The organism is Lachnotalea glycerini (assembly GCF_003201285.1).
GTDB classification, from domain to species: domain Bacteria; phylum Bacillota; class Clostridia; order Lachnospirales; family Lachnospiraceae; genus Lachnotalea; species Lachnotalea glycerini.
The window spans coordinates 189,175-205,455 of the sequence record NZ_QICS01000006.1 but is presented as its reverse complement, the minus strand read 5'-3'; the positions used below and the strand labels follow the sequence as shown (position 1 = coordinate 205,455).

The following is a 16,281-nucleotide window of genomic DNA, read 5'->3' as shown; positions in this document are numbered from 1 at the left end:
CATGATTAAAATATCCCTATTTACTTTTTTCCTTTGCTTTTGCAAATAAGCTTTGTAATATAATAAAGAAAGCAAGTAATGCAGCTATCGTAATTTTTGTCCACCAAGAAGATAACGTTCCTTGAAAGGTAATAAAGGTTTCTATTGTACCTTTGATCAATACTCCAAACAGGCTTCCTATTACATTTCCGACTCCCCCTGTCAGTAACGTGCCTCCAATAACAGCCGATGCGATCGCCTCCATTTCAAAACCCTTTGCTTGCTCCACAAAGCCTGCACTGGTATTAAGAGAAAACAAAAAACCTCCGATAGCACACAAAAAGCCGTTTAATATATATGCCTTTAGTTTAATTCTTCTAACATTAAGTCCCATCAATAGCGCTGACTGCTCATTACCACCTACTGCATAAATGGAGCGTCCAAATTTCGTGTATTTTAGCATAATATATACTGCTATTAATATGACAATTGCAATTATAACGCTGGGATAGACATATGGGTACAACATAACACCCTTTTTATTCACTATGCCGCCAAACGGAAGATATATATTTGCATTTGCCCAGCTTAAAAACACATCGTTCTTTATGCTTATCATTTCCTGACTGATAATGGCTGTCATTCCTCTTGCGAAGAACATGCCTGCTAATGTAACAATAAAGGGCTGTATCTTTAAATAGGCTACTAAAAACCCCTGCATTACACCAAACACCAGGCCTACAATTAATACGATTATCACGGCCGGGACTGCTCCAATTCCCTTATTCTCCATCATCCATGCAAGAAGCATGCAAATCAAGGCTACCACAGAGCCTACTGAAATATCAATTCCCCCGGTAATCATTACAATTGTCATACCTGCCGCTATTACAATAAGTCCTGCATTGGAAATAAACAAATTCAAAAATACTTGAAGCCTTCCAAAACCTTTATTTTGAAATACAATCATACCTACCGCATACATCACAACAAATAACAGGATTGTAATGAGAAGAAGATAAGTATTTCCATCTAGCTTGAATTTTCTTTTTCCCATTATGCCACCTTCTTTCTTTCCTTATAACTAACTAATTTATCCTTGATATTTATAACTATTTTATTAAATTCCTTTGATTGCAGAGAAACGATAATTACTACAACAATTGCTTTATATACAGGAAGTTGATCTGCTGATACACTCATCGCATATAAGGTAGTCGTTAAAGCTTGTATGGTGTAAGCTCCAATTACGCTGCCCAAAATTGAGAATTTACCACCGGATAAACTGTTTCCTCCTAAGGCAACAGCTAAAATAGCATCCAGCTCCATATTCAATCCAATATTATTTGCGTCTGCTGAATAAATACGTGAAGATGCCATAAGGCCTGCGATACCCGCACATAAACCACAAAAAGCATACGTCAGGAAAATAATTTGTGCTGATTTAAGTCCTACCACTCTTGAAGCTCTTGCATTGATACCAACCGATTGAATATATAGTCCTAAGGCTGTCTTTTTTAGAATGAGATTTGCAAGAACAACAACGATGATTACTACAAAAATTGTTGTAGGCAAAGGTATCCCTTGAATATTTCCTCCCAACAATTTGTAGCTGTCTACTCTGATATATGTAATCTGCCCCTTTGTAATAAGCTGTGCGATTCCTCTTCCCGCAGTAAACAAAATTAAAGTTGCAACCATTGGCTGAATTTTCATTTTTGCGACCAAAAATCCATTCCAGCAGCCGCAAATGATACCGATTATAATTGCGACCAAAGCCCCCAAAAGGTAAGGATTTTGATATGAATTCGTTGTTTGCTGTCCACCCGATAAAATAAAACAGCAAATAGCAGCGGCCACTGACATAACTGCCCCCACTGATATATCGGTTCCACCTGAGGATGCAACCACAAGTGTCATTCCAACTGCTAATATAACCAGTTCACTTGCACGGTTGATTACGTCAATAATATAACCATATAATACTCCGTTTTTTATACTGATTTCAAAAAAGGAAGGTGTCTTTATCACATTAATCAGCAATACCAATATGAAACAAAGTATGGGTAAAAAAAGTCCATAGCCAGTTATTTTCTTAAATCTAGTCATTTTTCACTCCTCCTGCAATTGCTTTCATAATAGAGTCTTGCGATAATTCATCCTCGTTCAGCTCACCCACCTTACAACCATCTCGTAAAATAGCCATTTTGCTACAGGTTCTTATCATTTCCTCTATCTCTGAGGAAATAAACATGACCGCCATTCCCTTTTTGGCAAGCTCTAATACAAGCTTTTGTATCTCTGTTTTCGTTCCAATATCAATTCCTCTTGTTGGTTCATCTAGTATAAGAAAGTCTGGATCAGTCAAAAGCCATCTTCCAAGAATCACTTTCTGTTGATTCCCACCGCTTAATTGTTTAATTGGTGTTTCCCTGTCAGCGGTTTTGATTTGAAGAAGCTTTATGTATTGATCAGTAAATTCCTCTTGCTCCTTTTTGCTGATTGGCTTAAACATGCCTTTCTTTGCCTGAAGTGCTATTATGATATTTTCGCGAACGGATAGGTCTGAAATAATACCTTCTTCTTTACGATTTTCCGGAAGATATGCCATTCCTTTTTGCATCGCATCAATTGGCGCTTTGACTAAGAGATTTTTTCCCTTAACAAACAATTCCCCATTGTCTGGCTTATCTGCTCCATAAATGCATCTTGCAAGCTCGGAACGTCCTGATCCAAGAAGTCCGGTTAAACCAATCACCTCACCCTTATGAATTTGAATATTAAATGGTTTAATGGTGCCAGAATGCCCCAGATTTTTTGCTTCAATGATGACCTCATCCCCGCCACATTCTTTCTCACCCATCTTTTTAATAGCAGCCAAATCATCGAAATCCTTACCCATCATTTTTGCTACCAGTTGAATTCTTGGCAATTGACTTACCTCATAGGCTCCGACTAATTTACCGTTTCTTAGAACCGTTATGTAATCACATACTGCATATACCTGTTCAAGAAAATGAGTTACAAAAACAATTCCCACACCGTCTTTTTTTAGCTTTCGCATTAAGTTAAAAAGCTTTTCTACTTCACTGTCATCCAAGGAAGATGTTGGTTCATCTAATATCAAAACCTTTGCCGACATATCTACTGCCCTAGCTATGGCAATCATCTGCTGAATGGCAATGGAATAATTTTCTAACGCTTTTGTTACATCTATATGAATATCTAGACTGGCTAATAATTTTTTTGATTTTTGATTCATTTGCTTCCAATCTATAATACCTAAATGTCTTGGCTCTCTCCCAATGAACAAATTTTCTGCAACTGATAAATTCGGACATAAATTTACTTCCTGATAAACGGTACTGATACCGTTTTTCTGGGCTTCCTGAGGTGATTTGTTAATGATTGCCTCATTACAGCCCTCTATTTTAATTTCTCCATCTTCAAATTCTTCCACTCCCGTCAACACTTTGATTAAAGTTGATTTTCCTGCGCCGTTTTCTCCCATTAGTGCATGTATTTCACCTTTTCTTAATGTAAAGTCTACATTTTCCAAGGCAATTACTCCCGGAAAAGTTTTGCCAATCTGTCTCATTGTAAGTACAACGCCTTGTTCCATGTAATTCCATCCTTTCTATCTGTTTTGAATTGATTCAGCCTTGCAGCTAAACAGTACTAGTTTTTTATGTTAGTATGGAGAACTGTTTCCAGTTCTCCATACGATACTTCATCACAGGTATAAACGATTAACTCCATCTCTCCTGCATTATGCTGTCTTATTCTTGATAACCATTGATTGTTTATGGATTAATATGCACGTGTTGGTTTAATTTCTGCCGCTGTATCAGCCGGGAAGATTCCCTCCTCTACGTATGCAATCTTATCAACTGTTTCGCCCTTTTCAAGCTTTTGTATCAGTTCTGCTACACGTGGTCCATGTAATGGATTACATTCAATTGATACGTTCATATCACCTGCAATCATAGAATCAAATGCTGCGGCAACTGCATCAAAGGACAAAATAATAATATCCCCATTTGGACCACAGGTTTTTCCGGCTGCTTTAATCGCATCAATTGCTCCAAATGCCATATTATCATTTTCAGCAATTACAACGTCAATATCATCATAGGATTTTAAGAAAGATTCCATAACTTCCTGTCCCTTTGCCTGCGTAAATTCACCTGTTTGTCGTTCAAGCATTGTCCAGTTCGTATGTTCTTTCATTTTTTCTTCTACTCCATCGGTACGTCCAATTTGTGCAGATGCACCTATCGTACCTTGTAATGTAACAATGTTAATGTCTTCTGCGCTCCTTTGCTGCTTATCTAAATACTCTGCTAACCAATCTGCTGCATCATAGCCTTCTTGCAAGAAATTAGAGCCTACCCATGCTTCATATAAAGAATCATCAGAAACATCTACCATACGATCTACTATAATTACAGGAATTCCTGCATCCTTGGCCTCTTTTAATACTGTATCCCATCCTGTCTCTGTTACAGGTGCTATTACTATGTAATCTACATCCTGCTGTATAAAATTTCGTACTGCTTTAATTTGATTTTCTTGCTTTTGTTGTGCATCATCAAATAGTAAAGTATAACCATTCTCCTCTGTAAAGGTAGTTTTCATAGATTCTGTATTAGCAGTTCTCCAATCTGATTCTGCTCCTACTTGTGAAAAGCCAACTACAATCGTATCACCTGCAGCATTTGTGTCTTCACTTTTTGTATCGGTTGCAGTATCGGTATTAGTCTCTTGTGTTGTTTCTTGTTTTGTAGTTGCATCCGTGGTCGTTGTTTTTCCACCACAACCTGATAACATAACTGCTGTCATTGCCACGCTTAAAAGCGTACATAAAAACTTCCTCTTCATATCTAATTCCTCCCGCTAATGTGTTGTTCTCAGTTACATAATACATTTTATCTATTATTGAATTATAATGATACCGAATATATTATTACATATGTGTTTTTTTTTATAAATATATCAATAAAAAAACGAACCTATTAAAAAATGTTCGTTTTTTTATTAAAAAAGTTAATTTTTTTATGTTTTACTAATTGGCAGCCGTATGCTTACTCTTGTCCATTCTCCCTCTATGCTGTCAAAATCAAGTCCATATTCTGCCCCATAGTTTAATCGTATCCTCTCATCTACATTAGCCAGACCAAAGCCTCTTTGACTGCTTTCCTCCACATGTCCCTTTACCCTCTTTTGAATATACTTTAGTTCTTCCTTTGTCATTCCCTTACCATTATCCTCAACCTCCAGATAAATCAGTTTATTTTCAAGCCTTCCTTTTACACAAATCTTTCCCTTGCCTCTTTTGTTTTTAATACCATGATATAATGCATTTTCTACCAGTGGTTGAAGCGTCAGCTTAAGAATTGTATATTGATGTATCATAGGATCAATTAGAATTTCATACTCTAGGATATCGCGATAACGAAATTGCTGTATTTCCAAATAACTTCTTATATAAGATTCTTCCTCTTCAATTGTTATATAATCTCTCCCTTCGCTTAATACTGTTCTGAAAAAATCTGACAAAGAAGTCACCATTTTCACTACCTGATCCGTTTGTTGTCCCTCTGCAAGCCAGACGATAGTATCAAGCGTATTATAAAGAAAATGTGGGTTAATCTGTGATTGTAAAAGCTTAAGCTCCATCACTCTGAGATTATTTTGCTCCTTTTTTATATCCTCAACCAAATTTCCAATTTTTTGAATCATATTATTAAAACTGTTTGTCAATACTGAAATCTCATCATTTGATTCGATCTCTGCTCTTGTAGTAAAATCACCCCTGGCAACTATTTCTGTTGTATCACACAATTCTTTTATCGGTTTTGTGACACTCCTAACAATAATCATTGAAATTAAAATAGTTCCGACTAAGATTACAACAAATGCACACAAGCTGACTTGTACTGCATTATTTTGCTGATTGGCCAGTTCATGTCTGATTGTCTCAAAATTAGCTGCCTCATAATAAATATATTTTTGTATATGCTCCTGAATGATTTCACTTAAGATATATATACTATTATCCAGTAAATATATGTTCTCATCATATCTACCGTTTATGAGAAGATTTACTTTAATATCATCCACTCTATCCTCTAAGGTATCCAGATTTTTTAACAACTTTTTGATTCTAGATTTATTCTCTGGTGTTACTGTAATTTCGTACAGATTCTCAAATACCTTGCGTGCTTCATCAATAATTTCATAGGGATCTCTTATCTCCTCAGAATCCTTTGCTGTTTCAAAATCAGCAGAACCAATCACGATTCGATACATGCTATAATCAATTTCTTCTTTAAAATTAATATTGTAGTCGTTTGCTGCTGTTATATTGCGGACAATTTGGTTATAAGCATTACCAAAATTAATCAATGAAACAATGAGATATAAAATAAGTAACGTCATTGGAACAATGATTACCAAAGCAAACAGACCTAATTTTCTATTTAAATTAAAGGAAAACTTTTTACTTGCCTTTTTCAATGCCAGCTACTCCTTCCCTCTAAAACGAAATTCTTTGGGAGTACATTGCTGCGTTTTCTTAAAAATATAGCTAAAATAGTGAGAATCCTTATAACCAATTTCATAACCGATTTCTGTTGTTTTTAAATTGGAGCACATCAACAGCTCTTTCGCTTTGTTCATTCTTGTTTCTGTCAAAAATTCTATGAAAGTCTGCCCTGTTTCCTGACTGAAAATAGCACTAAAATAGGTAGGGCTGATATTTACGATGGAAGCAACCGTGTTTAACGAAATATCCTCTTTATCATAATTTTCCTGTATGTACTCGCGGGCAATTTTTAGTATTTCACCATATTTTTGTCTGGCGATCGCATCTCGAAGAGTAAATGCTTTATAAAGTAGTCTTATCATATATTTCTTACTTGCATCGACTGATGCTATAAAATCTTCTAAATTATAAAAGCTGCCCAGTTCTGCTACAATTTTGTCCTTTGAATATCCTATGGACTCCATAAATGCAGTGATGCAAAAATAAATATCCATAATAATATATTGCCGAAATAAAATTGATTTAATATTGACATTCCCTGCACTTAACAGATATTCTTCTATGAAATGATTAATTTCCTCTTTGGAACCATTTTTTAAAAACTTATCTAAATGAGATTTATTCATTTTTTCTGAATCTATCGCCTGCATATCAATCATGTCATTATGGTATGTATTTACTTTTTCAAGCATACTTCCATTTATAATCTGATTTGTTTTGGTAAAATATCTTGCCGAAAACGCTCTGTTGGCTATGTGGTAAGAATCTTGCAGTTCACTGATTCTTGTTACGATGCTGCCTATCCCTCCAAAATATTCAATGTCCGATTTATCTTGTAAAAGTGCTAATATCCGATTGCAATATGTCTTGATTAGAATTTCTAATTTCTTTTCATTCTCTGCTTTTATTATAATTGCTTTGATTTCATTTTCTAATTCAAATTTTATAACATCCACACTATTTTGTAACAAATCATCTATTTCAGCAATTGCGGCAATCAGATAACCAGAATATTCATATGGATTATTCTTGCTATAAATTTTCAATAGCAGTATGCTATATGCCCCAACAGCCAAATCAATCCCTAACTTCTTCCCTTTCTCTAATACCTGCAATAGCGTTAATTTGTTTTTAATAATCTCAAAAAAGAAGTTCTTCTTCTCAATTACTGTCTTCCCATTCATATCCTGTTTATATTGTATTAATAATTCTTTTTCTTGTGCTTCTTTCTTAATAATCTCTCTTACTTTATTGATTGCTTCAATTAATTTAGCTGATGAGATAGGTTTCAACAAATAATCGGTCACGCCAATGTGTATTGCCTGCTTCGCATAATCAAACTCATTATATCCGCTTAAGATAATAATTTTGGTATCAGGAAGCTCCTTTTTAACCATTTGGCTTAGCTCTAATCCATCCATAAACGGCATTTTAATGTCTGTAATTAAAATGTCCGGTTTCATACTTCTAATCAAGGGATAGGCAAGCTCACCATCACTTGCTTCACCTACAAATTGGTATCCTTCCTTTTCCCATGCTATATTATTCTTAATTCCTTCCCTTACTACAATTTCATCCTCTACCAGAAATACTTTCAAAATATTTTCCCCCTATCCTCAGATAAGTACTCCATAATAAGATTATCCAATTTTTTACTAAATTGCAATAGTAAAGTCAATTCACTTTATTGTTTTAGTAGTGAGCTGATAGAACAGGAAAGTGGTCAAGTACGCATCAGCTCCCTATCCTATGAAATAAAAAATCCGAAAGCAGCCGATATTTGAATCAGCACTTTCGGATTTCAAGTTGCTTCATTGATAGAGCAAAGTTAACTACAGAAATCTTAATTTATTCAAAACGAACAATTTCCTTTTTGAGCCTTCTAATAATCTTTTTCTCTAATCTTGATATGTAGGATTGTGATATTCCTAACAATTCAGCAACTTCTTTTTGAGTCAGCTCCTCACCGTCTCTTGTATTTAACCCAAAGCGTAACTTAACAATTGTTTTTTCTCGTTCCGATAGCTTATCAATTGCTTTATTTAACAACTTTCTTTCTACTTCATTTTCAATATCCTTGTAAATAATATCCTCATCTGTACCTAAAATATCGGATAGTAGCAATTCATTGCCATCCCAGTCAACATTTAGCGGTTCGTCAATGGATACCTCCATTTTCGTTTTATTATTTCTTCGTAAATACATTAATATTTCATTTTCAATACATCTGGAAGCATAGGTAGCAAGCTTAATATTCTTATTCGGATTAAAGGTATTTATGGCTTTTATTAACCCTATTGTTCCGATTGATATTAAATCCTCTACTCCAACGCCAGTATTATCAAATTTCTTTGCTATGTAAACAACTAATCTTAAATTATGTTCAATTAATACTGATTTAGCATCTTTATCATAATCTGTTCCAAGATCGCTAATAACCTCTGCTTCTTTTTGTACTTCTAACGGTGCTGGCAATACATCGGCCCCCCCAATGTAATGTATATCACCGCCTTTTGAAAACATCATATTCTGAAATGATGGCATTGCCCTAAACTGAAAGTGGTTTGGTACTGATACTTTTATAAACATAAATATGCCCCCTATTAATCTACTAATTTTGGATTTAAAATAATGTGATACCTTTTGTCAGATACAAATTCATTTTGGCAGATTCCTATTATTGGCATGAAAATTTCACTCACCCTCTGATCTTTAATAATTTTCATTTTGTCTGCTTTTATAGCCGGTATTAAACCATTCTTCTTGCCTACAGAATTATACGGAATATAGCATATTCCTTTTAAATCTTCTAAGTCAACATCCCTACTTACTGTTTCGCATTCCAAAAATGACTTAATATAATCTACCTGTTTGCTCGTAAGCAAGTCCTCTATTTTACCTAACGGTACAATATTTACAGGTTTTTTACTAATTGGCTCTACCAAACTGTTTCCAGTATCCACAAGCCCCTTTAGGTTCAACTGTTTATTATTAAGGCTTATGGTTACCTCACACACTTTACTTATATTTCTTTTGTAAAAAGAATATATAATGATTGCACCTCTAATAAGTATAAATATTATTAATCCAGCCACCAGCAGTTTTTCTACATTCATCTCTCTACCATATGTAATCCAATTTAATACACCTCCAATTAAAAAAGTTAATATGTATAATAGAATGACTGCTTTAAATATCTGGCTTCTCCCCTTGAGCTTTAATGCTAACTTTGTACTTAAAACATTAATTCCCATATGAATTATAATATATTTAATTATTATACTCTTTAGTGGCAACACGATTATGATTATGGTTAACATTGAACTAATTATACTGATAAAAAAAATTCTCGGATACGTGGCAGAGCACCCCATTATTTTTTTTATAATTGCAAAAATATAAAAGTTCATACACATGTTAATCAAAAAAAGTACATCTACATATAGCTCATAATACAATTTTCACTCCCCTCACTTAATAGTATGTGTCTAAGCTGTAATTATTATAAAACGAGTTAACTATATTTTTTGTCAAATCCTATACGAATATATATTTTTTTCATCTCACTTTTTCTACATTATAGACAATTATTCTTCATAGCTAATTTTTCTTATATAATTGCGCGAATAGCGTTTTATGAATCTCTTAATTTAATACTTTTCAAAATCCAGTCTTATAGAAGGAACAAAGCAGACAAGTCCGCATCAGCTCCCTAATCCCTCACACATGAGGAACTTGACCGCTTTGCCGCGCCGAATGCTGTTACGCAGTGACATTTTCCACTTGCATTCATGCGCATTGTGTTTTTATTTCATAGGAACCAAACTATTTTACGTTACCACAACAAGGTCTTTCCTTTGAAAAAAAACAGACCGTCAAGATGACGGCCTGTCCTAAAAATCTTATTTACGATTCTTCTGTAAAAACTCCGGAATCTTAATTGACTTCTCTTCCACATTGCTTTCCGGAGTACGCGGTCTTTGAATACCAGTCAAAGGCCTAGGTGATATAGAAGGAGTTGCCCCCAACTTAACCTCACTTGTTACCGGTCTTTGAGCAGCCTGTGTTGATGCTGCTTTCGTTGGGTATGAAAAGCTTGGCATAATTTTTCCCGGTGTTGAATTTGAAGAGACATTATCAAGTCCTGTTGCAATTACTGTAATACTAGCTTCATCTGTATACGTATCATCATACATCGCTCCAAAAATAATATTTGCACTGTCACCAGCTAAATCCTGAACATAACTTGCTGCATCATTTGCATCCATCAATGTGATATCACCTGATATATTAATAATTACATGAGTAGCACCCGTGATAGTAGTCTCAAGCAATGGACTTGCAACAGCCTGTTTCACTGCTTCTATTGCCTTATCATCACCCTTAGCCTTGCCAATACCAATATGTGCAATACCTTTATCCGTCATAACAGTTTGCACATCAGCAAAATCCAAATTGATTAATGCTGGAAGATTGATTAAATCGGTAATTCCCTGTACTGCCTGTTGTAAAACTTCATCTGCTTTCTTAAGTGCATCCGGCATGGTTGTCCTTCTATCAACGATTTCAAGAAGCTTATCATTTGGAATTACGATTAATGTATCTACGCTGTTTTTTAGCTTTTCAATTCCGTTAAGCGCATTTGACATACGTGCTCTTGCCTCAAATTTAAAGGGCTTAGTAACAACTCCTACTGTTAAAATTCCCATCTCTTTCGCAATCTTGGCTACTACAGGTGCCGCACCCGTTCCGGTTCCGCCCCCCATACCGCAGGTTACAAATACCATATCTGCTCCCTGAATTGCTTTTTGTATATCTTCAGCGCTCTCTTCCGCTGCCTTTTCCCCAACCTCTGGCTGTGCTCCCGCACCAAGTCCTTTTGTCAGTTTCTCTCCAATTTGTAAAGGTGTAGATGCCTTACACAGCTGCAATGCCTGCCTATCAGTATTAATACCGATAAATTCCACTCCACCAATTTTCTCATCAACCATTCTATTTACAGCATTATTTCCTGCCCCGCCAACTCCTACGACGATAATTTTTGCAGAAGATTCCGCTTCGTTTGTCTTTATTTCCAGCAAGGTTCTTCCTCCTTCACATTCCTTTTCCACATAAAAAAACTTACTCTCTATATAATATATTTTTTTTGTAAATTAATCAACACAATTTTGATATTTTCTCCTAAATTCTTTACATATCCTTATTTATCCTTTTCAAAAGTTATATTGGATACCCCCTCTTGATAATCTTCCATGTGAAGTACACCAGATAATCCTTCCAAATCAGGAAGTATACTTTTTAATCTTATAATTTTTTCTTCTGTGTCCTTATCCTTTCCCAAATAAACCCTGGCATCTGCAAAATAAAATGTCATTTCATAATTACTGTTAAAATAGACTTTATCAGGTGTTATTTCATATTTAGATAAGAGCTGTGTTACACTCACGATTGTATTGAAAACAGATTTTTCTTCAACAGGCAATTTTTGATATAAGATTATATGATCAAACTTAAGACCTGTAACTAAAGGTACTTTGTCAACCGCTTCTGAAGAGCTTTCAACTACAATTCCATCTTTATCAAAATACATACAAGAGCCAAGATACTCGATGTATCCTACGAGGCTTTTTTCATAAACATTAATTTTAACCTCATTGCCAGATATCATTTCCACCTCAATTGTATCAATAAAAGGGATCAAATAATCATTCCTATAATTGTATTTCCAATATAAATAAAGCGAATTATAACAATATCTGTTGCTAAATATTAATTTCTTAATTTCTTCCTCTGTATAATGCTCATTACCTGTTATTGTTATTTTCTTAACTGAAAATACGCTCACTATTGTTATCACTACCGCTGCCAGTAGCACTGCTATTAAAATAATTATAATCCGCCTTCTTTTGTTTTTTCTAATCATAACTAATATCAGCTCCCAGCATCTCTAAATCTTTACATATATCCTGATAACCTCTTTCTATATAATGAGCTTCCGATATATTTGTATTACCCTCGGCTATTAAGCCTGCAATTATAAGTGCTGCACCTCCTCTTAATTCTTCAGCCTTCACCTGCTCACCATGCAAACCCTTTACTCCTGTTACTTTTGCCTTATTGCCAGCTAAAACAATATCTGCTCCCATTTTCAAAAGCCATTCCACGGTTTTAAATCTTGCTTCAAAGATATTCTCTTTAATCATGCTCTCTCCATCCGCAACCGTAAGTACGGATAACAGCTGAGACTGCAAATCAGTAGGGAAACCAGGATATACACTTGTTTCAACATTTTTAACTGCTTGAACTGCTTTCGTGCCATCAATTATCAGTTGATTGTCAATACACATATATCTTCCACCCATTTTATTAACTACTTCTAATAAAGCAGTTAAATGATTCATTGGAGCATTATTTAATATAATCTTGCCTCGCGTTCCCATCGCGGCCAATATATAGGTTCCGGCCGCAATACGGTCTGATGCAATATTTATTTGTGCTCCATGAAGTTTCATAACCCCATTGATGGTAATTGTACCTGTACCAGCTCCTCTTACATCTCCTCCCATTTTATTAAGAAATCTGCAAAGCTCCATAACTTCCGGTTCTTTTGCCGCATTTTTAATAATTGTAGTTCCTGTTGCACATACTCCTGCCAGAATAATATTTTCTGTTGCTCCAACACTTGATATCGGTAAATTTATGATATTACCTTTTATTTGTGATGTATTCGCTATTAGACCTTCTGCACTTTCATATATGCCTATATTCATTTGTTTAAACGCCTCAAGATGTATATTGATTGGTCGTTTTCCAATCACACAGCCACCTGGATAAGGAATAACTGCTTTTTTCAGTCTGCCAAGCAAAGCACCTGACATCAAAACTGAGGAGCGCATCTTATCTGCTAACTCCAAAGGTATCTCATATGAATTTACATATGTCGAATCTATAATAAGGGAATTATCCTCCCATACTACCTTACACCCAATTATCTGCAATATGGCAGTCATATTATCTACATCAACAATATGAGGACAATTATGTAAAATTGTAATGTCCTTGCACAATATTGCTGCAGCAATGATTGGTAATGCTGCATTTTTTGAACCTTGGACTGCTACTTCACCATTTAATGGTAACCCACCTGAAATATTGATAGAGTTCAAAGTTAACCTCCATAATCGTATTATTTATAATACACTTTTCTACTCTATCTTATGTAAATTTCTTCATAATGAAGCTTATCTATATAAATTTTCACTTTTCAAGCTTCACTTGCCTTGAAACGCTAAGTGCAAGCCCCATTTCGGATAAGAGGAATAATGCTGAGGTTCCTCCATAGCTTATAAATGGTAATGTAATACCTGTATTTGGAATTGAATTCGTTACAACTGCAATATTTAGTATAACCTGTATTGCAATATGACCCATAATCCCTACTACAATCAGTGCACCATATAAATCCGGAGCATTATTGGCAATAATCATAAATCTCCATATCATCAGTATAAACAATAGAATAAGAGAAACTGCACCAAACAACCCTAATTCTTCACATATAATTGAAAAAATCATGTCATTTTGAGCTTCCGGTACAAAACCTAATTTCTGCATGCTTTCGCCGAGTCCTTTGCCAAGTATGCCTCCTGAACCAATTGCATATAATGCCTGCAATGTCTGGTAACCTTTATCAAAATTTTCAGGATGCAGCCAGATTTTAAGTCTTTCTGCCCGATATTTTTCGAGGTAGATAAAGATACCCATGAAAACAGAACCACCTAATCCAATAATAATAAACTGCATATACTTAGGACTGGCTACAAATATTAAGATAACCGCTATTCCTAATATAATAATGGCCGTACTTAAATTATTGACTCCAACTAAAGCTACAATAGGACCGCACAAGGCCATTACCATCATCATGGTACGAAACTGTTTAATTTTTTTTGAAACTTTACTGATTACTAATGCAAGAAAAAGTATAACTGCAAGCTTTGCAAATTCGGAAGGTTGAAATGAAATAGGTCCAATCTTAAGCCATCTCTTGGAACCATTAAAATCAGATCCTACAAATAATACTGCTGCTGATAAAATATGAGCTAATAAAAATGCCACCAGAGTAAATCTTTCCCAAAAATGATAATCAATTCTCGCTATAATGAGCATGGCAACAATGCCCAAAAGTGTGGCCATTAACTGCTTTTTCAAATAAAAGGTAGAATCTCCAAACTTGACCTGACCATTATAGGAGCTGGTACTATACAGCATTACTAATCCAAAGCAGACCAAGAAAATGATAATGAACAATAAGCTATAATCAAAATAATGCTCTTTTTTTCGTCTATGCGATTTTTCATTCTCCCTTGGACTCATTCCTTTTCTCCTCTATTTCAACTTTATAGCTTATGCACATATTCTTTAAACATTCTTCCACGCTCTTCATAATTTTTAAACATTCCCCAGCTCGCACAGGCAGGAGATAATAACACCGCATCACCCGTACTGGCTTTCAAAGCACTGATTTTAACTGCTTCCTGTAAGGTTTCTGCGAATATTATATTATGATAACCGCATTCCCTTGCAGTTTTGGCAATTTGTTGCTTCGTTTCTCCAATTAAAACAAGATATTTTACTTTTCCATCAAAGGAATTGATCCATTCATCGTATTCTGATTTCTTATCATATCCTCCACCAATTAATATGGTAGGCCGATTCATGGCCTGAATACCTTTTATTGCGGCATCCGGATTCGTTCCCTTTGAATCATTATAATAGGCAACCCCGGATTTCTCCATTACAAATTCTATCCTGTGCTCAACTGCTTTAAAACTCATTACTGTGTCCCTTATGACCTTCAGTGGAACTTTCATGCTAATTGATAAAGCAATAGCTGCCATAACATTTTCATGATTATGTCTGCCAAGTAATTTTAATTCCGTAGTCTTGCAAATAATCTCGATATTTTTCCCACTATTATATACTATATTCTCTTCGTCAATATAAATTCCTTTTTTTAATTTATTTATACTACTAAAGTAAATTACATTCGTATTTAATGTCTTTCCAAATTCTCTTAATATCTCATCCTCATAGTTAAGAACACAGGTATCATGAATTAACTGATTGCTCGTTATACTCTCCTTAACTGCTATGTATTGATCCATCGATTTATGCCGATTCAAATGATCTGGCGTAATATTAAGTATTGCACTTGCAACTGGTCTGAAATTTTCTATCGTTTCTAATTGAAAGCTGCTTATTTCCGCTACAGTGACCGACGTGTCATTCATCTCATCCACAACACTCGTATACGGTATTCCTATATTACCCACAACAAATACGCTGTCAAAGTAATTTTTCATGATCTCTCCGGTTAATGCTGTCGTTGTTGTTTTTCCGTTTGTTCCGGTAATTGCTATTACACTGCCCTTTGTTACAGAATATGCTAATTCCACTTCACCCCAAATTTTCACACCTGCTTTTTTGATCTGTTCAACTACCGGTTGATCAATTGGAACTCCGGGACTTACTACCGTTAAATCCAATGTATTAATTATTTTATTTGGAAGCTCACCTAACACTATTTTTATATTGTTTAAATCAGTTAATTTCTCTTCTATCTGTTCCTTTGATAACTTATCGTCACCATCGTATAAGATAACACTTGCACCTCTTTTTGATAAAAGTTCTGCGGCTCCAATTCCACTGATTCCCGTTCCTATTACACAAACATTCCTTTTTGTAAACTCCAT

13 protein-coding genes are annotated in these 16,281 nt (G+C 34.9%); all 13 read right to left on the bottom strand.

The features are described 5' to 3' along the window. Window positions 1-16: 16 nt before the first annotated feature. Window positions 17-1,036: an ABC transporter permease subunit gene (locus C8E03_RS13055; protein ID WP_110291227.1), complete on the bottom strand. Its 1,020-nt coding sequence runs from the start codon at window positions 1,034-1,036 to the stop codon at window positions 17-19. Further along, on the bottom strand, window positions 1,036-2,088 hold the full coding sequence (locus C8E03_RS13050; RefSeq protein WP_094376690.1) for an ABC transporter permease: 1,053 nt from the start codon (window positions 2,086-2,088) through the stop codon (window positions 1,036-1,038). The genes C8E03_RS13055 and C8E03_RS13050 overlap by 1 nt, the downstream gene beginning before the upstream one ends. Continuing rightward, complete coding sequence (locus C8E03_RS13045) at window positions 2,081-3,601, bottom strand: sugar ABC transporter ATP-binding protein (RefSeq protein ID WP_094376689.1); 1,521 nt, start codon at window positions 3,599-3,601, stop codon at window positions 2,081-2,083. Before C8E03_RS13045 ends, C8E03_RS13050 begins: the two co-directional genes overlap by 8 nt. A gap of 188 nt (window positions 3,602-3,789) precedes the next feature. Beyond that, a complete protein-coding gene (locus C8E03_RS13040; protein WP_094376688.1) occupies window positions 3,790-4,860 on the bottom strand; it encodes an ABC transporter substrate-binding protein in 1,071 nt (356 codons plus the stop codon). Window positions 4,861-5,034: 174 nt separating this feature from the next. Then, the gene (locus C8E03_RS13035; protein ID WP_242993533.1) at window positions 5,035-6,498 is read right to left on the bottom strand and encodes a sensor histidine kinase; all 1,464 of its coding nucleotides are present in this window, start codon (window positions 6,496-6,498) and stop codon (window positions 5,035-5,037) included. Window positions 6,499-6,504: 6 nt separating this feature from the next. Next, entirely contained in the window at window positions 6,505-8,124 is a 1,620-nt protein-coding gene (locus tag C8E03_RS13030) for a response regulator (RefSeq protein ID WP_094376687.1), read from the bottom strand. A gap of 250 nt (window positions 8,125-8,374) precedes the next feature. After that, window positions 8,375-9,115 carry an RNA polymerase sporulation sigma factor SigE gene (gene sigE / locus C8E03_RS13025; protein WP_094376686.1) on the bottom strand — a complete coding sequence of 247 codons (741 nt, stop codon included), beginning with the start codon at window positions 9,113-9,115 and terminating at the stop codon, window positions 8,375-8,377. A 14-nt stretch (window positions 9,116-9,129) separates the two neighbouring features. Beyond that, entirely contained in the window at window positions 9,130-9,984 is an 855-nt protein-coding gene (locus C8E03_RS13020) for a sigma-E processing peptidase SpoIIGA (RefSeq protein WP_094376685.1), read from the bottom strand. A 444-nt stretch (window positions 9,985-10,428) separates the two neighbouring features. After that, window positions 10,429-11,607 carry a cell division protein FtsZ gene (gene ftsZ, locus C8E03_RS13015; RefSeq protein WP_094376684.1) on the bottom strand — a complete coding sequence of 393 codons (1,179 nt, stop codon included), beginning with the start codon at window positions 11,605-11,607 and terminating at the stop codon, window positions 10,429-10,431. A 119-nt stretch (window positions 11,608-11,726) separates the two neighbouring features. After that, a complete protein-coding gene (locus C8E03_RS13010) occupies window positions 11,727-12,449 on the bottom strand; it encodes a cell division protein FtsQ/DivIB (RefSeq protein WP_094376683.1) in 723 nt (240 codons plus the stop codon). After that, window positions 12,442-13,692: a UDP-N-acetylglucosamine 1-carboxyvinyltransferase gene (gene murA / locus C8E03_RS13005; protein WP_094376682.1), complete on the bottom strand. Its 1,251-nt coding sequence runs from the start codon at window positions 13,690-13,692 to the stop codon at window positions 12,442-12,444. The genes C8E03_RS13010 and murA overlap by 8 nt, the downstream gene beginning before the upstream one ends. Window positions 13,693-13,783: 91 nt before the next feature. Further along, the gene (locus C8E03_RS13000) at window positions 13,784-14,902 is read right to left on the bottom strand and encodes an FtsW/RodA/SpoVE family cell cycle protein (protein WP_110291226.1); all 1,119 of its coding nucleotides are present in this window, start codon (window positions 14,900-14,902) and stop codon (window positions 13,784-13,786) included. Window positions 14,903-14,925: 23 nt separating this feature from the next. Continuing rightward, complete coding sequence (gene murD / locus C8E03_RS12995) at window positions 14,926-16,281, bottom strand: UDP-N-acetylmuramoyl-L-alanine--D-glutamate ligase (RefSeq protein WP_094376680.1); 1,356 nt, start codon at window positions 16,279-16,281, stop codon at window positions 14,926-14,928.